The sequence below is a fragment of the Halomonas hibernica genome (assembly GCF_013183775.1).
In the GTDB taxonomy this organism is placed as follows: domain Bacteria; phylum Pseudomonadota; class Gammaproteobacteria; order Pseudomonadales; family Halomonadaceae; genus Vreelandella; species Vreelandella citrativorans.
In genome coordinates this window covers 286,220-308,417 of the sequence record NZ_VIFN01000002.1, presented here as the reverse complement: position 1 = coordinate 308,417, position 22,198 = coordinate 286,220, and the positions used below count along the sequence as shown (strand labels likewise).

Below are 22,198 nucleotides of genomic sequence, written 5' to 3'. Positions count from 1 at the left end.
CAAGCGTGAGTTGACGAAAATCGGCCATCCTTCAGAGTAATCTTAGCAAAATCCCGCGTAAACCCTCGCCCGGTTGAGGGCAATCGCACGTCGTGATCCATTCTCAATTGATTTATACAGAATGATTCGATATAGCGAGGGCATTTGGCCAGAGGATGCTATGCCCCAGACTGCCGTGCCTATCCTGGACATCTTCGCCAGCGTTACCGATCCGCGTCATCCCAGCAAGGTGCAGCACCTCTGGCTCCGCCAATACCTCAGCTTGCCCAATGGGGTTCCGTCGCATGACACCTTTGCCCGACTCTTCGATCTGATGGCCCCCACGAGTTTGAAGCGGCATTTCGCCACTGGATAGAAGGCGTCCTGCCCAACGTGCCACCACAGGTCGTCGCGCTGGATGGCAAAACCAGCCGACTGTCAGCCAAATCAAACAAGAAGACCACCATTCCGGATCTGCTAGCCACACTGGCGCTGGAAGGCTGCATTGATGCCATGGGCACCCAGCCTTCGATTGCCCAGGCGATTCGCGACCGTTGCGCCGCACCGGCAACGCAGACGCCGCATCAGGTCAAGGAGGAAGTCAGCAAGGAGCATGGCCGCCTGGAGACACGACGCTGCTACGTGTTCGACGCGCTGGGCTGCTTGCTGAAGCCCACTCGCTGGCCGGATCTACGCTGCTTCGCCGTCATCGAGTCGACGTGTGAAAGCCAAGGCAAGAGGGAACAGGAGCGCCGTTATTACATCAGCAGTCTGGCGCCCAATGCCGACCGACCTGCTGGCCCAGGTGGTGCTGTAATCCCCCCGAAAAACCAGGGTGCTCAAAAGTAGAATTTTCCGTAAGCTAAACGCAGGGAGATTCTGCATGAAAAAATCACGTTTTTCTGACAGCCAGATCCTGTCGATCCTCAAGCAAGCCGAAGGCGGTACACCTGTCCCAGAGCTATGCCGTGAACATGGCATGAGCAATGCGACCTTCTACAAGTGGCGAGCTAAATTCGGCGGCATGGATGCGTCCATGATGGCCCGGCTGAAAGAGCTAGAGGATGAAAACCGGCGGCTCAAGAAGATGTACGCTGAGGAACGATTGAAAGCGGACATCCTCAAGGAAGCCATCGAAAAAAAGTGGTGAAGCCGTCTCGACGCCTTGAGATGGCGCAGAAAGCCGTCAATGAGAAGCGCATCAGTATTCGACTGGCTTGCTGGATGTTCAGCATCAGCGAGACCTGCTATCGCTACCGGGCCAAACTCAGCAGCGAGAATGCCGAGATCGCCGACTGGCTGATCCGGTTGACCCATCACCAGCGAAATTGGGGCTTTGGCCTGTGCTTTTTGCACCTGAGAAACGTCAAAGGGTTTGGCTGGAATCACAAACGCGTTTACCGAATTTATCGGGAGCTAGAACTGAACCTGCGTATCAAGCCTCGTAAGCGGCTGGTCCGTGAAAAGCCCGAGCCGCTGGTAGTGCCCACGGCCATCAACGTCAGTTGGTCGATGGATTTCATGCACGACCAGCTAGACGATGGGCGTAGCTACCGGCTATTCAATGTGATCGATGATTACAATCGGGAAGGCCTGGGCATTGAGGTGGATCTGTCTCTGCCCTCAGAGCGGGTAATGCGAGCCCTCGATCAGATCATTGAGTGGCTGGCTCCAACCTGCTTATTCAGCAAGTACTACGGCCCGGAATACATCAGCGCCACCCTGGGCCAACAAGCACGAGATCAAACTGGTCTTTATCCAGCCCGGCAATCCACAGCAGAACGCTTATATCGAGCGTTACAACCGCACCGTACGTTATGACTGGCTGGGCTCACTACCTGTTCAGTTTCATAGAGGAAGTGCAGGAATATGCAACGCGATGGTTATGGACCTACAATCACGAACGACCGAACATGGCGCTTGGGGGGATAACCTCACAACAGAAACTAGCCGCTGCGGCCTGAGCTCTACTTTTGAAGCCCGCTAAAAATGGGGGATTACCATTAAGCCTGATAAGTTCTCCACCACAAGTACAGGCCATAGTCACTCCATGGCGTGTACTTGGTCAGTCTCACCTGAGGCCAATCGCTGGGCAAATATGATACACTCATAGCATTCAACAATGGTGTAAAAACACGGCTAGTGCTAGCTAGGAAAATATTATCTGTGGCCTAGCGGTCTTAATGAAAGGCACTACTGTTTCGAGCTTTATCTTAAGCACAAAGCTCGTCCTAAATATCGAAGAGGAGCATATACATGCTATCGCCTGATGGTTTGGCTATTCTACTCCCTCTCGGCATTCTTTTTGCCGCTCTTCTTATGTTTGGGGGCGGCCTTGTTTGGGCCAGATACCGCGATCGACAAAATAAAAGGCAAGATCGACAAACGTTGGTTCAAGATATATTGATCCAGATCGAGCCCTGGGCAGGCTCCCGGGCAGCCGCCTGGGCGTGGTATCAAACATACCCCATTGCTGCCCTCGGGGGACTAACAGCCGAGCAACTGATTGCTCGGGGAAAAGCTGACGAGGTCACGGCTTATATCGCTCACATTCGTCAAGGCGGATATGCCTAACCAGGCTATCGCTCATTGTTGCAGCCATATGCTGTTTTTTTAAGCTTCAGAAGACAACCACCTTTCCGCATTGAGTGCTGTGACAACTGATTTAAAAGCACTAATGCACCCGCTCCCATTACCGGCAATGTGTACAAACGCTTCTACTCCGCTCAAGAGTTTTACTGATAAGCTGCATGCGACGTTGTGGCTCGTATGGGTGATTACCCAGGCTGTCAGTTTGTTCCTCCGATACCTTTCCTTTTTTCCTGCTGCCACCCTTGACCTGTAACTGCATGCATTATCAATGTAGCTAAATAGGCGGTGTCCCAGGGTTTCAGTCATCCAGCTATGCTCGTGAGCTCATCGCCGAAGCATGCTGGATTCCGCCATTGGAAATGCTGATAACTTGAAGCACTAGCCCCCTAGCCATTCTACCGATCTTGTCGGGTAGAAGCGGTTTATATAAAAATAATTCAAAATTGGCTACATTTTTATTTAAACAACGCTAATAAATATCATTCAAATTTCTACATATTTAACATGATCACTAAGGCGGCCCTTCTCACTTTAAAGCTTTCCATGATTTTTGAGTCCAGGGGTTACGGTTATAAGAAAACGTGATAAAAGGGTGGATTAAATACACTTCATAGTCAGTCGACTATCTTGCAGGCAAGGCTTACCCTAAATGTCAAACAGGTATTTTAATGCTAAATGATCGAGGATCAAGAAGGGTTTCACTATCTCATATTAAAATCAGCCATCATTTATCTGCCCCTGTGCTTCGCGTATTTCTAGCTCGTTCATCGCTCTTACGGGATGTGCAATGCATGTCTCAAGAGGCCATAAAAATCTATATACTTCAGCACCCTCCGGTCGTTTATGAAAATAAAAAGGGTAAGGACGGCACTCCTCTCGTATGCATTGCCAACCTGTTCCCTTTATATCTTGCCCAACGCTGCCTCTCTGGAAGTGAAAAAATTCGAGTCACTTTAGTTGAAGCACCGCTCAGTAAGAATACAGAGGCCTTAGCACTTTCTTTAGCACTTTCCGCAGAAACGTGCCATGCGCTTTCTCCAAAAGATCTCTCTCCCTACATCATGTCGTTATGGGAATGCTTAGCCTCTTCTGACCCCCAAGCGTTAATAAGCCTGTCTGAAAATTTTAACAGTAAGGCTTCTTTCTGTGAGGCCCTTAACATCAATCGACGGGTCGTTTAAGGACTTTAAATTTATGGAAGGTAATGCACAACTCACCGCTCTTCTTGAGGATGTCCTTCAACCCCGCGATGGCTACTTTGCTATCGAGACGATTCAGCCTGTACTGGTACACACTATTGAAAAATTGGCCAGCATTGAAGACGACGCATGGGAATCACCGGCACTTTCGGGACTAGCAGAAGCCATAACGAGTGAACAGTTAGTACTGAAGTCATTGCCGAACCAGAAAGAGAAAGGCATCCACGGCACTCACCCCATCCATGGCGCTTTATATAAACTGGCTAAAACGCAAAGCGATATAGCAGGGCTTAATGATCGTCTGCATTTACTGGCGCACATCATCAATGCGGCACTTCACTGGCGCAACGACATACAAGACCTTGAAGCCAACCAAGGTTTTACTGAGCAGCGTAAAAAACGCCTCACGCAGACGACTTACCTCAAAAACCTAGAGGCTGCTTGCAAAGTCGCAAGGCGTATTGATGCTGAGTGGCTGGAATTACTGACCCCTTTCGATCGGCCGACAGAGCAACTGCTTAAATGGTGTGATAGGTACCAAGCAGACGGAGAAAAAAAACAGCAAGAAAGCTATATCAAGGAGTTAGGACGTTTCCTTGCCTATGCGCTTAATAGCCGTCAACCACGCCAAGGCTATCAGGAAACAGGCTCTGATGAATCGACACAACGCAAGCGTCGCTTCGATGAGGATCCTGATGAAAGCTGGAACGAGACAGCCATTTCAGCTATCACCCTACCACCCGATATAGACGAAAAAACGAAAGACACACTGCGTACCTCCGGGTTATCTATCGTGGAAGAAAGTCCGGCCGCTGAGCTGACCCATAATGACGCCCCTATCAAAGCGGCGGAGGGTGATAGCTCTTTACAGGCCGTATTTCGCGCACGCAGCCAGCAAATATTTCAAGATAAAGCCGCTCAACTGCTACCAGGGCGCTGGGAGCAGTTAAGTGCATTTGACCTTCATCAGTTAATGCAGGAATTGGAGCAAAAGAACCCCCCTCTACGTCAATGGCTTAAGTGTATGGTCGGGCTGCTATTAATGACAGGTCGTAGCCTAGACAGTGTGCTGGACACACAGGTAATCAAACACGTTGAGTGGATCCCAAAGGTCATTACAGACCAGGCAATTTATGTTCTACCCAGTGAGGTAGCGTATTGGGTATCAGGGATTTATCGACCAGAAAATAGTCGCCAGTTGACAGGAGATTGGCCCGCTCACATGCGCATCACACAAAATCGTCTAGCGCTGCCCGCCCCGCCAATGTGTTGGCGACTCATGAAACTAAAAATACACCACATTGCTTCAACAGTTAATAAACGCTCTGTGCCACTGTTTCCAAAAAACTATCGGGAAGAGCTGAAAAATGAGTTGAAAGCACTGCTCTCTGACACTAACCGTAACACTGGGTCGCGGTTAACCGCCCATCGCTTGGGTACCCACCTTTTTAATACGCTCAACCGGGGTGATGCAGATTTAACGGCGGCGTGTTTCATAACAGCGCGAGTGCCCTCATTCGGCCAGCAAGCATCGCTTTATTACTATGCACCGCACATGAAACGCCTTGAACAGCAATATACCCGAGCCATGGAGGCCATCGCACAGCAATGTTCTACTCATCCGTCATCAGAAGCTGAGCCTTGCCATGCTATCGCATGCGCTACTTCTCACTCTGAAGCAGCCAACTATGTGGGGTCTAACCTAGTACCCAAAACAGCATACGTAACCGGCCTTGTCGCAAACATGCAACAGAAGATTAAGGTAGCTAAAAAAGGGGCGAGGCCGGCCGCACTGTTTAGCATGCATAATGCATATGTGGCCTATACCGTGGCTATGCTGATGTTCTCGACCGGTTATCGAAGCGTTCGTGATCCACTGCCAAGCTGGAACAATATTTCGCTATCGCGGCGCATGATCGTCATTGCGGACAAAACCGATGATCAACAAAGCCATGCGCGTTTTTTGCCGCTGACGCGCCTTATGGTTGAGCAACTACAGCACTATCAACGCCATCGCCAAGGTCTACTTGGGCGCTTAACGTTTTTTCTAGAACACCAGTGGGAAACGCCGTTCATGTTCTTGGATTACTACGGCAATCCAAAAGAAGTCACCCCGACTCGGCTACATGACCAGTTGCGGTGGATCGACTCCCCGCCTTTAAATATCAACCGGCATTATTTGCATACGCGGTTAAAAGAGAGTGACTTATCGTCGGAGGTTGTCGATGCCTTTATGGGTCATTGGGACTCAGGCCAAGAGCCTTGGTCCAGCTACTCGACATTTTGCCCACGTGAATATCAGCACCTTATCGCTTCAGTTATAGAGCCCCTGATGGTGCAACAAGGCTGGAAGGCATTGAAAGGAGCGGCGCTGTGAGTGACAAGACACTCTGGTCAGGATGGCGACTGCCTCGCCCCCAAAAAATGGCAACCGACGGCCAAGAAGAGCGCCGCTATCAACGTGATCGTGAACGCTATCAATTCCTGATGGGCATTCTCGAAACCTTGGAGCAAAAGGTGCCCGGTACCAGGGAAGGCAAACCGAACCTCTTTTTTTCAGACGCCGATACCGCTGCGGTGTTTGAAGCCTTGCACCAGAACACGCCACCCAAGGCGCTGCGCAAAACGCACAATTTTTTAGTGCAAGGCTTGGAAAATGGCCATAAAAAACTGAAATGGCATGTAACCATCCCAAGTCCATTGGTCACTGTCGCCCGCAAGCCTCCAACGGTCACCACCTCTTCGTTCTCAGACCTGCATCGTTGGGATGCCCTCGTAGAAACACATGACGCAATGTTTAGTGTGGAAAACCTTAGCGGCAAGGCACTGCGTAAATGGATGGTGGGCCGATGGTTATTTCAGTTGATTCGCGAAGGTGCTCTGCTGCATAAGCGTTACCTTGAGCAGGTGCCCCAGGCGTTTGAACAAGGTATTTCTTTTGCTCCAGGCACAGGGTTTCTCATATTATCGGACTGCATTCATTCAGCTAATGTGGACGAGGAAGAAAAAGAAGAAGCCGACGAAGTATCTCATGCGAATCCGTCTCCCAAATCGCTCTCTGAAACTCCCCTCGAAAAAGAGCTGCGATTTCACTATCGGCGACTATGTTTAAGTCCGATGAGCCAGTTGCTACTCCTAAACACCTACCAGCATATAGGCAACGCATGGCCAAGAACCGCTTCTAAAAGCTTGGTGCCTGTCGAGCAGTGCCTGACGTTTTATATCAAAAGCATTGCTGTCGATACACCGCCAGCAAACATCTCAACTCTGCTAACGATGGCAAAAACAGCATCGGCGCTCGATATGCCACCGTTACTGACACACTACACCAGCAAAGCCGACTCCTCGCACTCGTTACGCCCGTCCTCATGGAAGCGTTTGCTTAACCGCAATGTGTTAATAGCCCCTTCAATAGACACCCACGAAGAAGACGTCTACCTCGATTTCCAAACAACTCACCAGGCCAGCGCTACCCCTTCCGACCAGCTAAAGCAGCTTCGTCAGTTGCAGCAATGCTTTTCAGCTTCGTTAGTAGGACAAACGGGCAGACGTGAAGCAATCGACAATATCAACGCATTTCTAGCGGTTTCAAATAGTAACGGTGTCATGGTGACGATGCTCGCCAGCTGGTGTAAAAAGCTGATGCAAAAAGGTGGCCGGGTTAAATCCAAACTGGCTGCAAGCACTGCAGAAACGTATTTATCGAACATTGCACGCCCGCTGGTAGCGCACAGTCAATCCCTTGGTGACATTCAAGCTGCCAGTGCCGATCAGTGGGAAGCGCTGTATGAAAACGTATTAAACAGTGCTAAAAATCCCACTTCCAGAGCGAAAATGCGAAATCGTCTTAATGATTTTCATCATTTTCTCGTTGATTCCTTCGCACTCCCCCACATCGACCCCGACAGTGCCAATGCAGAAAAACAGCGCGTCGATGTGAATATCATTACACCCGCCGAATTTCGCCGCGCCTTGGCGCTGATTGAGTCCTCACAGCAGCCCGAGCGCTTTCGCACGATGCAAAAGCTTGCTTTGATACTGGGTTACCGTCTCGGGATCCGCCGCAGCGAGTGCGCGGGGTTGCAAATAAAAGATGTCGCCTACCTATTTGATAACGACGCTTTCGATGGCGAGATCATCATTCGATCCAATGAATACCGAAAAGGCAAAAGCTATTCAGCAACACGACGGTTGCCGCTATGGTTACTGATGCCAGAAGAGCGAAAGCAACTTATCGAGTGGGTAAAACGTCGCCAGGGCGAAATCACTACCCAACAGGTAACTAAACAACTGCTTTTCTGTCGCAGCGGCAATGGTCGACTGCTGCTGGAAGATAAGGCACTTTTTAAACCGATACAAACTGCTTTAAAAACGGCCAGTGGCGACAATACCCTGCGCTACCATCACTTGCGGCATAGTTTCGTGACGTTCACTTTATTGCGTCTATTGGAGCAAGTTAATGGAGAGCTCCTACCACGCGCGTGGGTACTGGATGATCATCGCAATATAGCGATGCCGAACACCGATGCCGATATTTCGGCCTTAGCTGGTCTTGCGCCTCAATACAGGCCTTCGCGTAAACGGCTTTGGCAACTCGCACTCTGGGCGGGGCATGCAAGCCCCGATGAGACGCTTAGCTCGTACACCCACTCTCTCGACTGGATCCTTGGGCAAAACTTGCGTGAACGTTTTAACCCCACCCTCAATATCGATCAACAATTCACACTACTTAATTTATCGACTAGAACAGCATTGAGCAGTTGGCGTAACCGTCGCGGGCTCAAAGGACAGACGCAAGCCGGCGTGCTATTGCAATATATGCAGGATGAGTGGCAGCCATATCTGGCAAATGACCCGCTGGAGAAAGAATGGCAGCCCTATCAACCGCCCACCGAGAACCCGCTCGACAACCCTTTCGAAGCCTCGTTCGACTGGCCCGAAGCAACGACGATTTATCAAAGCCTACGGCTTGTTGAACAACAAGAGATTAATGGCATATCGCTTGGCGACGCTATTAACCGTACAGCCAAACGATTCGTACTCGACCCAGAGCAGCTATCTCTCTGGTTGGAGCATGGCGAAGCATTAATGCAACGTAAAACACGAAGAACCAATCAACAGTTTAGCCGCGAAGATAACCGCAATGACCGTTCTCGGCGCGTGGCATCGCAACGTATCTATATGCCAGAGCTTCAACGCTGTATGGCACCGCCTATCAAGCCAGCGGTACTAAGAGAGACCGGGCAGTTTTTTCACCGCCTGCTCGACTGGCATCAGTCACAGTCCGATATCGCGGAAGAAAGCCTAATGACGTTACGCAATCATATGCAACGTAGCACCGGGCAGATCGAGCTACCCAATGCTGATGCCATTAACAGTGTCCGCGGACTATTGCGTCCGCTGCGTTGTTTTGAGCAAGTTTACCTCGTGGTCGAAGCCGAGGTAGTGGCCAAAGAAAAAAGCATCAAACGCTACTGGTCCAATGCGACCGACATTTCCCACAAGCGCATTGAGTTGATTCCAACGCCCTCGCCATCTGGCCGGACACGTCATTGGTATGGGAATGCCAATCTCAAAATCACGCGGGGACATTACAAAGACCGTCATCAACCCTTATGGGAAGCCGTACGCTTCGCTGCCTTTATGACGATGCTGGTATTGGGTCTGGGAGACGACGAGCAGCTGCCAGAGACATCATCATTAACTAACGGCGGTAAGGAACCCATCGGGAATCAAAGAGCCCGGCTTAACGTTGGGGCTTAAAAACTTATCCCCACCGCTTAATTTAGAAGTGGTGGGGATAAGTTGAATAGTAAGCAACGCTCTTAGACTAGCTGCTCAGCACCTCGTACGCGTTAATAAAACAAAGCTTCTGACTAGCGAAATTAGCCCACTTGGCGGTTACCTGTATGCGCTGGCCCATTAGCGGTACACCTTGCTCGGTAATATGGCGATCTGTGAGATAAAAACGACAGTTTCCCTTTTCACAAATCAAGTAAAGCGACCAAACCTGATGCTGCATCAACCATTCAGGCCCTTCGGCGCCAGCAACGTAAACCTCACCTTCAAACTGACGTCCTGCCTTTTGAGTAGTTATCTGCGATGTTACTGCCATGCTTGATCCTCCCAGGCCCAAAGCGTGCGCTCTAATTCCGCAAGAAGACGCGGGATCGCTTGGCGATTAGCGTCCAGGCCAAGTTGTTGAAGGGTGCGCCCTACCCAGGTCGTTAATGCATCCAGGTTACTGCTCTCTTGCCCATCACCAAGCCACATCACGAGTGCACAGCCATGGGCCAAACTGGTGGCAGCGGCCAAGGACTCCGCCAAGCGACGTTCAAGACGACGCTGAGATTGGATAGCTGCCGTAACGCGCAGGGAGTGTTCGATATCGTCGCGGTTCAATTTTAGAGTATTGAGCTGTTTCAACGTCTTCTCCTAGGCGCGTTTCTGGTTAAGCATGCGCTCAAACGCAGAACCGTCTTGGCGCGTTAGGTTGGGCACAAAGCGTGAGTAAACACGGAAAAGCATTTCCGTCGTGGTATGGCCCATCTGGCGTGCAATCCACTCAGGGCTCTCGCCTGCCGCCAACCATAATGTCGCCGCGGTATGGCGTGTCTGATAAGGTCGACGCTTATTCATCCCTAGTTCTTCTAGCAATGGATACCAGACGCGCTTAGTGACGTTATGGTGTGAAAGCGCGGTGCCTTTACGTGTGGTGAAGACCAGACCTGTCTTCCCTGTGACTTCAAACTGAGCTTTCAAGGCATCAAAGACCGGCTGCGACATATCAATCGCACGAAAGGACCCATCGTTCTTAGTGGGCACAACCTTGCCGTTCACCATCGCTTGATGCACTAGAACCTGACGTCGGGAGAAATCCACATGCTCCCAGGTTAAGCCGTCAATCTCGCCAGTCCGCATGCCGGTGAAGAAGCGCACAGTATAGTACTGACGAAAGTCGTCGCGGACGTTACTGATAATCCGCTGCACCTCATCTAGGGAAAACGGTTCCACATCGGTGCGTGGCACATTGAGCGATTTAATCCCGCGGTACGGTGAGCTAAACTCATAGCGGTCGGCGGCTTCATTCAGCATCATGCGCAATGGCGTCATGATGTGGTTGATACGGCTAGCAGAGAGTTTCTTGCCGCTCCGGGTATTTACTTTGGCGAGTGACGCCCGGAATTCAAGAATTTCTGCACGGGTGATGCTGCCGACTTCCTTATGCCCTAACGCTGGCAAGATATGGCGATCCAGACACCCCTGCACGGTGACGATCTGTGACTCGCGCCATTCGATCTCTTTCTCCGCAAACCACGCCTCAGCAAACTCGTGCAGTAATGGCGTCGCTTGATAACCTCCTAAGGAAGTCAGCGCCCGTTTGCTTAACGTCTTTGCTCGCGGGCTATCCGGGAAGTAGCGTCCATAATCAAACGAGCCCAGCGTAATCTCCGCTTCAATTTTCTCCAGAATCCGCTCAAGCTTTTTCCGGTTAGCCGCCGTGTTATCTAATGACGTTTGTTCGCGGCAGCGTTTGCCCAGATAGTTAAAGTCAAAAAACAGCTTCTTAGTTTCTTTCCTGACCGCAATTCTACCCATGGCACAGTCCTCCTCCAGCCATCGGTACACCGATGCTTTCCTCCTTTGAATGCAATTGCATATCGCGCTCAATGGGCTCCCAAAGGTACAAAATCTTACGGCCGCCAAATGGACGAATGTAGTGAATACCTTCTAGCAACACCTCATCTTTTAAACGTTCGCGAATAGTGCGCGCATCGTATTTGATGCGCTTGGCGAGCTCGGCCGTGGTGAGGTAGCAATAAGACATTTTTGGTCTCCTTATGATATGTTCTTAGAAGTTCATTAAGCATCCCAGAGGGCCCTAATGACCTCCTGGAGAACATAATAGACCAAAAGAGACCATCTGCAAGCATTTTTGCTCTACAGACGATCAAATAATTCTACAGAGAGACATTATGATCAAGTGCCACTTATCTCGGATCATGGGTGAGAGAAAGCTGAAAATCGTCGACGTGGCCCGTGAAACCGGCATCAACCGAGGAACGGTTACACGGCTGTATCACGAAACAGCAAGTCGAATAGAGCTTGAAGCTGTGGAAGCGTTATGTCGGTATTTTGACTGTCAGGTGGGAGAATTATTTGAATATCAGGTAGATAAAAACGCTGATTCAAATTGAATGCTAATTAATTCAACCTACGTAAAAGACGGTGCTTAACTCGGCCATTCGGAATGCAAAACTTTCAGGCTTGCTAGATCGGGCCTTTTGCTAGATCAAGGTGACCCAAGCACTCCGATTGAGTAAACTTAGCCTAGCCTGCGCTGGAGACATAATAGAGTCAGATAACGACCGAGGCTGTGTGAAAACGTAGTGGCCGCTATACTTTGCCAAGGTCCCCAGAGGAAATGGTGATGAAGCGATTCGTGGTAGGCGAGGCCCGAGACCAAAGCACGTTATTCCCTACGCTTTTGGACGACTTCATCGCCGAGGATAACCCGGTTCGTGCCATTGAGGCATTTGTTGAGGGGCTCGACCTTAAAGATATGGGCTTCAAAGGTGTTGATCCGCACGCTACCGGGAGACCGGCTTATCATCCGGCTGTTCTTCTGAAGCTCTACATCTATGGTTATCTCAATCGTATTCAATCAAGCCGCCGATTAGAGCGCGAGACCCAGCGTAATGTCGAGCTAATGTGGCTGACTGAGCGTTTAACACCCGATTTCAAGACGATTGCCGATTTTCGAAAGGACAATGGCGATGCCATCCGCCGCGTGTGTCGAGAGTTCATCTTGCTTTGCCGGCGACTGGAGCTGTTCTCCCAAGCCATCGTGGCCATCGATGGCAGCAAGTTCAAAGCCGTCAACAACCGTAATCGCAATTTCACAGCGACCAAGATGAAGCGTCGCCTTGAGCAGATCGAAGAAAGCTTCAACCGATATCTCAGTCAGCTAGATACAGCCGATCACACGGAGCCCGCCTTGGCCGAGGCCAAGACGAAACACTTAAAGGAGAAAATTATAAAGCTGAAGGAAGAAACGGCACGATTACAATCTGTTGAGGAACAGCGGCTGCAATCTCCGGATCAGCAAGTATCTTTGACGGATCCAGATGCTAGGTCGATGGCCACCAGTGGCAGAGGCACCGGGACAGTAGGCTACAACGTGCAGACAGCTGTTGATAGTCAGCACCATTTAATTGTGGCTCATGAGGTGACCAACGTCGGGCATGACCGTGGGCAGCTCTTCAATATGGCGAAGCAAGCTCGGGAAGCCACTGGGATCAAGGAGCTGAAGGTCGTAGCTGACAGAGGCTACTTCAAAGGTGAAGAAATTCTCGCCTGCCATAAAGAAGGGATAACGACCTATCTCCCCAAGCCGATGACATCTCCAAACCAGGCAAAGGGCTTTTTCCCAAGAGACGCATTCCGATACTTTCCTGAAAGCAATGAATATTCCTGTCCTGCTGGTCAGCGGCTGATATGGCGATATGAAACGATAGAAAAGGGAATGAAGCTACATACTTACTGGAGCTCAGCATGTGCAAGCTGTGCTATGAAAGAAAAATGCACGACTGGCAAGCAACGACGGATCAGACGCTGGGAGCATGAAGATGTGCTTGAATCTGCACAGTCACGTCTCGATTGGAATCCAGAGGTGATGCGTCTAAGGCGACAAACCGTGGAGCATCCGTTCGGCACGCTAAAGGCGTGGATGGGTGCGACACACTTCGCGACAAAGCGTTTTAGAAATGTGGGCACGGAAATGAGTCTTCATGTGCTGGCGTACAACTTGAAGCGCGTCATAAAGATTTTGGGAGTCAATGAGATAATGAGGGCTACGAGGGCGTAACAGCCCTTTTTTCTCTTTATTTTAGGGCTGTGATAGCGACTGTAGCTGGTTTCTGATAGCTCAATGATCTTCAACATCAGTGGTCGGCAATTATAGGAGCCAAGGCTTAGATGAGGCTAACGGGCAGCTGAAGGCAAAGGTTCTTGAGTCGGGCCAGATTTTTCTGTTTTCACACGGCCAGGACCCTAAACGGTCATGCCAGCAGAAGCGGCATGCTGGTTCAGACGTGTTATGCAGCCGGCACGATAATCTAAGTTATTCTGTCTGTTTATACTTAATTTATCTTAATTTCAATGGCATAGATCGAGAATTATGGGCTGTATAACCTCAATGAACGCGCCGCCGGGTTCATTCAGGCTATGTAGAGGTGGGTATAATCACTGTTGTATTTTTATGGAGATAATGTGAGTAGGCATGCGATAAATCTCTTGATTGATTCAGGATTGCTTACAGCGGCAGGAAGACCTGTAGATCTGTCTGGCCTACCAGATGATGAGGTCTCTGCTCGAATTTCTCAGTATATAAACGGTAGGGTTCAAACGATTGATGATGAGTTGGGGTTCTTTGAGCCTTCAACAAGTCTGAATGCGCTTTTTGGGTCTGAGTCCACGGAAGCATCAAAAACTAAAATCCTACCATCAGCTCTTATTTATGAATCGATTATAATTGATGACCCGTTAGTCTCAGCGAGTTCGAGCATTAGCTATGACTCTATTGAAAAGGGTTTGCGGCTATTTTGTGAGTATTTTCAACTAATTAAAGCGGATTTCATTAAGGTAGTTCCCCTTTCACTATTTAATAGACCAAGCGATGAAGTTCCATTACTGATTTCAGATGATGCATTTAGGTCGAGCATCCCTGATGACCTGCATGACTTCATACATAGTCGTGCTCATCTTAAATCTGTGGTTCGAGATGAAAAGGGAAGAATGCTAGTTTTGAATGAAGACGCTTCGAAGAAGCGCAGGCCAGCTTTAAGTGTAGGGTTTGGCGCAGATTTCTGGAAAAAAGGTGTTCAGCTATATCTTTTCCAAACAATCGAGAAAGTTGGTGAGGCTGATGGCGGCATTGAGTGCAGGCAGGTGTGGGAGCCAGATAAATTCTTAGATGAAGAAACATTTGAACGGTGGTCATATCAAACAATCAATCAGGCCATGAGAGTTAGGCTGAGGAATATTTATAATGAAACGAAGCTTGCTGGTGACTTAGGCCACACATATATCACGGAATCTGAGTTTGAGTCTGATCTACTAAGCCGTTCTGGAACCGAAAACATTTCTCCATCGAATAGACCTTGCAGGTTTCTTGACGCTAATAAAGCATTGATCAATGTAGCCACTCCTGAAATGGTTGTTGAATTGCGTGAAAAATACCCGGTAGCCTTTGAAAGATTCAATTCGTCTGTGCTTTATGCAGTAGAGCATCTTAGAGATGTTGAGCCAGAGAACTTTGAAATCCAGGCCCAGCTATACTTCAATAATGAAATATTGCCTCAGATTGATGAGTTGAGAAGAAATGTTCGTACGATTGCTCGGTCAGCTACCAAGGGTGTACTGGTCTCGTTAGGCGGAATAACGACCGCGATGCTCTCGGGGTCATCTCTCCCTTTGGTTCCATCCCTCTTGGTCGCCGCAGCGGGAGGCGCTTCCGAAACATTGGACTCAGTGGGTCGACATCAAGACTTTAAGAAAACGCCAGTCTACATATGGCATCGAGTAACCAAAACATAACCAGGCCAAGCACAGCGACAGCTTTTTCGTTGCGGCTTCGCCTTCACTACAAAGCTGCGCGTGTTGGCGGCGTTAACTATTTCAGAGGAAGCATGTGAAGCATATATTCAGTAGCCCGGTTAGAACACTGTTGGCGCTATCAGTGCTCCTGACGCTAGTGCTTTTCTTAGTCACCATATTTTGGGATTTTTTAAGCTCTGTAATATTGCCCAACACATCTATTGGGCTCTACAGTAAAAGCTTTTGGGAAAGCTTTCTCGTGGAAATGCATGGGATAGCATTCGAGTTGTCAGTTATTGGTGTTCTCTTAATATGGCTAGACACAAGGAGAAATAAAACAAGTGGAATCAAACGTCTGCAAGAAGATCTAGATGATTATGCTATGCTGGATTTTCCAGAGGTAAATGTCAAAAAACTAGGTCATATTAAGCGCCTCAATGACTATGGCATAACTAGCGTTAATGTCCAAAACCTGATATTGAATGAATTGAAGCTGAAAGGAATAAAAATCAATGGAGGGAATCTTATAGGATTGAAAGTTATCAATGGTTCGATTGTTGGTTCTATTTTTACCAATGTAAAGATGCGATCCTCAAACTTTCAGGGAAGCACAATTAAATCTACGCCTTTTAAAAATTGCCATTTATTGAAGAGTAACTTTGTAAGTGCGCACTGTAAAGGCGTAGACTTCTCAGGCTCATGTCTTGAGAGAGTTGATTTCACCAACACGGACTTACAAAGCAGCATCTTCAATGATTGTGATGTTCGAGAAGCGAAATTTGAAGGTGCTAATCTAAAACATGCCAGTTTTCACGGAGCAAGCTTCTTAAAAGCACAAGATTTGGCAAGAGCTAAAAATCTGGACTATATAAAAGTCCCGGAGGCAGTCTTAGAAGAGCTGATAAAGCTGAGACAAGATATGAAATACCAAATAAAGAAGGGCCGGCCATGAGGGAATTGAACCCTCACACAGCTAAAGCTCAAGGCTATAGCTGCTGACCAGCATCCGGCCTATAGATGCGAAGAATAATACTTGGGGTGAATGCTGAGTGTCAATAGTTAACAAGGCCAGTCACAGCGACGGCTTTTAACATTGCGGCTTCGCCTCCATTTCAAAGCCGCACGTGCTGGTGGCGTTATGTACAGAGTTGGTAGGTGCTGATGTTTGAGAAGATCAAAAAAATGTTCCTCGGCCGTTCGTCTAATGATTTGCTCGAAGCAGAGGGTGAATCAGCGAAAAAACAAGTTCGCTACACAATGCGGGATGGAGAAATTGTCGAGACAGACTCCGTGTTCGGTGCTTGGACATCCGGTGACATAGCCCAGATGCGAGCGGCTTTGGCGGAGAAAACGAACCTTGTTGATAGGCACTTTCTTTTGATGAGCCTAGTTGATAAAACCTACAAGCAGCGTACAGATGACCCGGAACTAGAAAAGCTCTGCGCAGAAATATCGGAGCAACATATACAAGAATTCCCAGAGATCAAGCCAGCGCTTGTTAAAAGCCTAGACGGGATACTCCCAAGGGTTACAACCTTTCAAAAATATGCCACTTTGCTCACGGAGCAGAATAATTTCGACCGTGCTGTCGAGGTATGTGAAGTGGCTATCTCCCATGGTCTCCATGACGGAACGAAAGGCGGGTTCGAAGGACGAATTGAACGGATTGAGCGTAAGGCGGCAAAGCATAGTGCATAACTAATACAGGCACGGCGACGCCCATTGCATTGCGCCTTCGGCTCCATTCCATGTGCGCGCATGCTGCAGGCGTTATATCAGCATTACCTTAACGTCCGGTTTTGGCCGACATCGGAAGAGATCTTGCCTCCGTCGAAACCGACAATGACCTGGCAGCCTTTACAGCGTGAAAAGAGGGCGATCAACTAGGTACATTTTGAGCCAACTTCCTCATGCCTGATGAAATAACGAGGCTAGCTCTTTTCCCAACCAAAGCCAAAGCAGCCGTTCTGCCCTGAGAGATGAAACAGCCCTTCGTCATTCCTGTGTTCTATGCAGGTGTTAAGTGCAAGCTTTTCTGTTGCCCTCACACTTCGTTTTATCGAATATCTTCGTAAGAATTCATTTGGATACGGAGGAAGGCATGGCACACGAAATCCATATCACCAAAACAGGAAGCCCAGATGTTCTGCAGCTTCGCGAGGTCAGTCGCTCGAAACCTGCTCCGGGAGAGACTTGGATTGCACAGGAATCCATTGGCGTTAACTACCTGGATGTGATGCAACGTAGTGGCGCTGTTCCAATTCCCCTACCCGGAGGAATAGGGCTTGAAGCGGCGGGGCGTGTCTTGGAAGTCGGTCCGGATGTTACTAATGTCAAAGAAGGGGATCGAGTCGCCTATGCCCTTGGCCCACTTGGGGCTTACGCGAGCGAACGTGCTTACCCAGCTAATCGATTGATTGCGCTTCCCGAGTCTCTATCCTTTGATGATGCGGCAGCGATTACTTTCAAAGGGATCACCGCTCAATATCTTTTGAAAACCACCTATCCCGTTGGGCCTGGAAAGGTTTTGCTTATCTATGGTGCTGCCGGTGCACTCTGCCAATTCATGATTCCCTGGGCGAAGCATCTCAACGCCTATGTGATCGGCGTCGTTTCCAAACAATCCAGCGTCGAAACAGCTCGCCAGCGAGGTTGTGACAACGTTCTCGTTTGGGGTGAATGCGATTTACCATCGGAAGTCAAAGCTCTGACCGGAGGCGAAATGGCCGATGTCGTTTACGACGGCATAGGTAAAGATACATTTGATGCATCACTATCATGCTTGCGCACCCGTGGCACCATGGTCTCCATCGGGGCCTCAAGCGGTGCACCACACTCGGTCGAAGTCGGCACGTTGAATAGCCGTGGCTCCCTGTTCCTGACTCGCCCTTCAATCGCTGCACATGCAACGGATATTAACGAATACCAAGCGCGGGCGGCGGAGGTCTATGCCGCTGCCGAGGCCGGTATCTTAGCTGCGGATATCTGGAAAACATATTCGCTCACGCAGGTGTCTGACGCGCACCAGTCGTTAGAAAGCCGAAAAGCCATGGGTCCGATCGTTCTAAGGCCTGAATAGTGGAAGCCATTATAGTTATAGTGCTCGAAGCAGGCCGGAACGCTGTCGATGTTGCCCTCTATACACTGCTGCCTATCATGGTAGTAACGATGATTCTGCTTCGTTTTTTTGAAGTCAGCGGTGGGTTAGAGAAGTTTATGACCGCGGTGGCGCCCATTGCCCGTCCCTTTGGCCTGAACGGATTAGGGGTGTTGGCGATGCTGCAGATAAGTTTCGTAAGCTTCGTCGCGCCGCTCCCAACGCTGGTTCTGATGGAAAAAAGAGGCGCTGCCAACCGGCATCTTGCGGCGGCACTTGCCGCCATACTTGCCATGGCACCCGCCAATGCCGTTTTTCCACTCGCAGTGATGGGGCTGAATGCCGGTGAAGCGCTAATGATTTCTCTACTCGGCGGATTGACGGCAGCATCCACGACTTACTGGCTCTGGGGAAGAAAGCTATCTAGGGAGCCCCATAATGCTGAGGATTTGGAACAGAAAACTGCGGAAAAATTTTCAATTCTCAAAATCATTAACGGCAGTGGCGGTGAGGCCATTCAGATTGTCATTAATATCATCCCTATGCTGTTACTGTCTCTCGTTGTAGTGACAGCTTTGAAGCATACGGGAGCCATCGGTAGCCTACAGGCATTAATGGCTCCCGTTATGAACATAATAGGTGCGGAGCCTGAACTCCTATTACCGTTCTTGACTAAATATTTGGCGGGCAGTACAGCGTTAGTGGGCGTCATGCACGATCTGAACGGTCAGGGGCAGCTCAATTTATCGTTGGTGAGCTTGACCAGCGCGGGGTTTTTGCTGCACCCACTAGACTTGCCGGGAGTCGCCATTCTGCTATCCGCTGGTGCGCGTTTAGGCAGAACCGCTCTCCCTGCTATTTTAGGAGGCGTTATCGGTATCACGCTGCGTACTTTTCTTGGCACCATAATGAGTTAGAACGACAGCCTCATCTGGTGACTTTACTGGGAGAGCCAAGGCGGTCCGTTTTCGAAGCAACCGACGATCCATTCAATAAATGCTTCTGTTCGAGCGGGCGCGAAAACGGCAGACGGGCGTACCAAGTATATTCCACCGCTGGCGTCAAAAGACCAGTTGGGCAACACCGGCACCAGAGAACCCTGGGCAAAGTCTTTGGCCATTAGCCAATCGCCTGCGCCTAAAATGCCGATGCCCTGGCGTGCGGCCTCCAGTAGCGCGAGACTATCGTTAGACAGTAAAGAACTCTTCGTTATGACTGACTCTACACGATCACCATTTGAGAGCTGCCATTCTGGAAATGTTGCCAAGGCGGGAAACGCCAAACAGTTGTGATAGATGAGGTCTCTAGGTTCGCTTGGTAGCCCATATTTAGCTATATACTCCGGCGACGCGCCAAGCACCCGTCTTTGATGCCAAAGCTTGCGGGCCTTCAATCGGCTATCCTGAAGCACACCAATTCTAATGGCCGCGTCGAACCCTTCTCCGACCAGGTCCACGTACTGCTCGCTGTAAAAGACGTCGACTTTCAGGGCAGGGTACATCTTCAGAAATTCGGGCAGCATTGGTGCAAGCCATAAGCGCCCCATCGTGGCTGGAAAGGCCAATCGCAACTTGCCACGAAGATGTTCAGCGCCATCGCTCGCCTCTAGCTCTGCATTATGAAGCGAGTCGAGGACTGATTCCGTTTTGTCTGCCAGCCGTCGCCCTGCATCGGTCAGGCGGATTTGGCGCGTTGTTCTTTCGACCAGCCGCACCCCAAGCCGAGCTTCAAGTGAAGCAATACGTTTGGAGATGATAGTGGGATGACGATGTAAACGACGCCCCGCTTGAACGAACGACCCCTCGTGAGCGACGGCAAGCAGGGCGGTAAGCTCATCAATATGTCGACTGTTCACTATATGAACTCTTTGTAGGGCTAATCAGTTATGGGTTAGTGGGCCACGTCAATCACAATCTTGCCGACATGACTCCCGCTGGCAAGGCGCTGGTACGCATCACGGTATTGCGCGAACGGATAAACCTTATCAATGACCGGCTTCATTTCATGCTGAGCCATGGCGGCGAGCAGCGCCTCGAAATTAATCCGAGGGCCAATGGCCGTGCCGGCAACCCGAAGAGAGCGCGCCAGTATGTCGATAGGTGGCAAGCCACCACCGACGCCGCTGGTGAATCCGACTTGCGCAATTTCTCCTCCAATTCGGCACGATGCCGCAGACTTGACGATGGTTTTCTCGCCCGCGATATCGATCACTTTGTCGACGCCCTTGCCATTGGTCAATTCAAGGATTTCTCGATCCCAATCCGGGAAGGTGCTGTAGTTGACCACCGACTCGGCACCCAATGTTTTCAGTGTCTCGGCCTTTTCATCGGTAGACGTAATTGCCAGGACGCGCGCACCGAACAACCGTGCCACCTGGAGCGAAAATAGCGCGACACCGCCAGTCCCCTGTACTAAAACGGTTTGACCCGGCTGAAGAGGAGATGACAGATTGAGGCCTGTCCAAGCCGTAACAGCTGCGCAGGGCAATGATGCTGCCTCAATGTACGATAGGTAATCAGGCAAATGCACAATGGCGTTCTCGTGCACAACAATATACTCACCCAACCACCCATCTGCTGATATTCCCAAGCTGTTCAAATGGTATTCTGCCAGCATAGGCCCGCCGATCCAGGATGGGCTGCAGCTTGCGGTGACCCGGTCGCCGACTTTGGTTCGGGTTACACGCTTGCCAACCGCAACCACCTCTCCCGCGCCATCCGATAGAGGGATACCGTTTTCTTGGGTGGGTCCGCCATATTGGCCATCCAGTATCACCTGGTCGCGAAAGTTCAGTGAGGCAGCATGAACGCGAACAAGCACCTCATGCTCTGTTGGGGTCGGCGTAGGTTCGTCATGGTGTTCCAGGTCTGGCTTTTCAGCAGTCGTCCATCTGACAGCTTTCATCTTTTTTCTCCTTGCGTGGAATAATTGGATATATCACTACCGGTCTGCCCACTTAGTCGGGCCAATTCAAAGACCGGTTAAGAGCGACGATATCGGCATGGGTCGGGTTCGAACTGAGTGCAGCAAATTGCTCAGGTAACTGAGCGCGCTTGCGAGGTGCCTCGCCTTCCACCGCGGCAGCCAGCGCTTTGCGCATTGTCTCGGCATCCCAATCGCAGCAGTAGGAGGGTGTGGATGGCTGCTGCCGCCACGATTCATCCAGAGTTCCGCCATCGACCGGGTCAAAACCGATCTCATCGACGAGCTCCATGACCTTCTGTTTCTGGTTAACGTCATCACCGGCTACCGCCACCGCAAGCCGGTCTTCTGCTCCTCGCGGGCGGCCCAACTCGGCCAAGGAGTAAGCCAGAATGTTATTGAAAGCCTTGATCACAGGGCGGCCAATTTGCTCCGCAACCCATACGCTCTCCACCTGTCCCGCATCAATGTCGGGAATACGCGGATCGCCTAGCTCTGGGTAGTAGTTGCTTGTGCTGACGATAGGCGTCGTTTGAGGCGTGTTTTCAAATAGCGTTTTAGGAAACGTTGCAATGGCTGATAGCGGGATCGCCAGGATAACCAGTTCCACTCCGTCGACCGCGCCGTGAGTGTCGGCCGCCTCAGCGCCGATTTCGTCCGCGAACGGCCGAACGTCGTCCCGCCCCTTGGAGTTTGCGACGCGAACCTGATGTCCCGCAGTGGTTAACTTGCGGGCAAGCGTGCCGCCGATGCTGCCCGTACCGATTACACCGATTTTCATTGCTATACCTAGCCTTCTAAGTTGCTTTAC

At 50.1% G+C, this 22,198-nt stretch carries 18 protein-coding genes and 2 pseudogenes; 13 read left to right on the top strand and 7 right to left on the bottom strand.

Translation table 11 applies throughout. The annotated features are described in order from the left end of the window. Nucleotides 1-160 precede the first annotated feature (160 nt). The 6 genes and pseudogenes from FKN99_RS18095 to FKN99_RS05700 all read left to right on the top strand — a co-directional run. Nucleotides 161-663: pseudogene (locus FKN99_RS18095) on the top strand (transposase family protein); the annotation flags it as partial. Between the two features lie 199 nt (nucleotides 664-862). Then, nucleotides 863-1,943 (top strand): annotated as a pseudogene (locus tag FKN99_RS05720) (IS3 family transposase). A gap of 292 nt (nucleotides 1,944-2,235) precedes the next feature. Further along, a complete protein-coding gene (locus FKN99_RS05715; protein WP_172116989.1) occupies nucleotides 2,236-2,553 on the top strand; it encodes a hypothetical protein in 318 nt (105 codons plus the stop codon). Nucleotides 2,554-3,362: 809 nt separating this feature from the next. Continuing rightward, nucleotides 3,363-3,752, top strand: a complete 390-nt coding sequence (locus FKN99_RS05710; protein WP_172116988.1) for a hypothetical protein — start codon at nucleotides 3,363-3,365, stop codon at nucleotides 3,750-3,752. Nucleotides 3,753-3,765: 13 nt separating this feature from the next. Continuing rightward, nucleotides 3,766-6,147 carry a hypothetical protein gene (locus FKN99_RS05705; protein WP_172116987.1) on the top strand — a complete coding sequence of 794 codons (2,382 nt, stop codon included), beginning with the start codon at nucleotides 3,766-3,768 and terminating at the stop codon, nucleotides 6,145-6,147. Continuing rightward, on the top strand, nucleotides 6,144-9,533 hold the full coding sequence (locus tag FKN99_RS05700) for a tyrosine-type recombinase/integrase (RefSeq protein ID WP_319941236.1): 3,390 nt from the start codon (nucleotides 6,144-6,146) through the stop codon (nucleotides 9,531-9,533). Before FKN99_RS05705 ends, FKN99_RS05700 begins: the two co-directional genes overlap by 4 nt. A gap of 67 nt (nucleotides 9,534-9,600) precedes the next feature. Here the strand turns inward: FKN99_RS05700 and FKN99_RS05695 are convergent, their stop codons facing one another. From FKN99_RS05695 to FKN99_RS05680, 4 genes are read right to left on the bottom strand one after another with little or no spacing between them, the layout of a single operon-like run. Beyond that, nucleotides 9,601-9,885: a hypothetical protein gene (locus FKN99_RS05695; protein ID WP_172116986.1), complete on the bottom strand. Its 285-nt coding sequence runs from the start codon at nucleotides 9,883-9,885 to the stop codon at nucleotides 9,601-9,603. Beyond that, complete coding sequence (locus tag FKN99_RS05690; RefSeq protein ID WP_172116985.1) at nucleotides 9,876-10,196, bottom strand: hypothetical protein; 321 nt, start codon at nucleotides 10,194-10,196, stop codon at nucleotides 9,876-9,878. Before FKN99_RS05690 ends, FKN99_RS05695 begins: the two co-directional genes overlap by 10 nt. 9 nt (nucleotides 10,197-10,205) lie before the next feature. Further along, entirely contained in the window at nucleotides 10,206-11,369 is a 1,164-nt protein-coding gene (locus FKN99_RS05685) for a site-specific integrase (protein ID WP_172116984.1), read from the bottom strand. Next, on the bottom strand, nucleotides 11,362-11,598 hold the full coding sequence (locus FKN99_RS05680; RefSeq protein WP_113270533.1) for a hypothetical protein: 237 nt from the start codon (nucleotides 11,596-11,598) through the stop codon (nucleotides 11,362-11,364). The genes FKN99_RS05685 and FKN99_RS05680 overlap by 8 nt, the downstream gene beginning before the upstream one ends. A gap of 148 nt (nucleotides 11,599-11,746) precedes the next feature. On the opposite strand from FKN99_RS05680, the gene FKN99_RS05675 reads away from it, so the two are divergent. From FKN99_RS05675 to FKN99_RS05645, 7 genes are all read left to right on the top strand, one after another. After that, nucleotides 11,747-11,968 (top strand): helix-turn-helix domain-containing protein, encoded by a 222-nt coding sequence (locus FKN99_RS05675; protein ID WP_172116983.1) that lies wholly within the window; start codon nucleotides 11,747-11,749, stop codon nucleotides 11,966-11,968. 233 nt (nucleotides 11,969-12,201) lie between these two features. Further along, the gene (locus tag FKN99_RS05670; protein WP_172116982.1) at nucleotides 12,202-13,638 is read left to right on the top strand and encodes an IS1182 family transposase; all 1,437 of its coding nucleotides are present in this window, start codon (nucleotides 12,202-12,204) and stop codon (nucleotides 13,636-13,638) included. 404 nt (nucleotides 13,639-14,042) lie between these two features. After that, nucleotides 14,043-15,368, top strand: coding sequence for a hypothetical protein (locus FKN99_RS05665; RefSeq protein ID WP_172116981.1), 1,326 nt, complete (start codon nucleotides 14,043-14,045; stop codon nucleotides 15,366-15,368). Nucleotides 15,369-15,462: 94 nt separating this feature from the next. Beyond that, nucleotides 15,463-16,320, top strand: a complete 858-nt coding sequence (locus FKN99_RS18050) for a pentapeptide repeat-containing protein (protein ID WP_172116980.1) — start codon at nucleotides 15,463-15,465, stop codon at nucleotides 16,318-16,320. A gap of 209 nt (nucleotides 16,321-16,529) precedes the next feature. Continuing rightward, complete coding sequence (locus tag FKN99_RS05655; protein WP_172116979.1) at nucleotides 16,530-17,066, top strand: hypothetical protein; 537 nt, start codon at nucleotides 16,530-16,532, stop codon at nucleotides 17,064-17,066. A 403-nt stretch (nucleotides 17,067-17,469) separates the two neighbouring features. Further along, nucleotides 17,470-18,447 (top strand): quinone oxidoreductase family protein, encoded by a 978-nt coding sequence (locus FKN99_RS05650; protein WP_172116978.1) that lies wholly within the window; start codon nucleotides 17,470-17,472, stop codon nucleotides 18,445-18,447. Then, entirely contained in the window at nucleotides 18,447-19,382 is a 936-nt protein-coding gene (locus FKN99_RS05645) for a hypothetical protein (protein WP_172116977.1), read from the top strand. The genes FKN99_RS05650 and FKN99_RS05645 overlap by 1 nt, the downstream gene beginning before the upstream one ends. Nucleotides 19,383-19,405: 23 nt before the next feature. Here FKN99_RS05645 and FKN99_RS05640 read toward each other — a convergent pair whose 3' ends face one another. From FKN99_RS05640 to FKN99_RS05630, 3 genes are read right to left on the bottom strand one after another with little or no spacing between them, the layout of a single operon-like run. Next, complete coding sequence (locus tag FKN99_RS05640) at nucleotides 19,406-20,320, bottom strand: LysR family transcriptional regulator (RefSeq protein ID WP_216657979.1); 915 nt, start codon at nucleotides 20,318-20,320, stop codon at nucleotides 19,406-19,408. Nucleotides 20,321-20,355: 35 nt separating this feature from the next. After that, on the bottom strand, nucleotides 20,356-21,369 hold the full coding sequence (locus tag FKN99_RS05635; protein WP_172116976.1) for a zinc-dependent alcohol dehydrogenase family protein: 1,014 nt from the start codon (nucleotides 21,367-21,369) through the stop codon (nucleotides 20,356-20,358). Nucleotides 21,370-21,421: 52 nt separating this feature from the next. Further along, nucleotides 21,422-22,168: an NADPH-dependent F420 reductase gene (locus tag FKN99_RS05630; protein ID WP_172116975.1), complete on the bottom strand. Its 747-nt coding sequence runs from the start codon at nucleotides 22,166-22,168 to the stop codon at nucleotides 21,422-21,424. Between the last annotated feature and the right edge of the window lie 30 nt (nucleotides 22,169-22,198).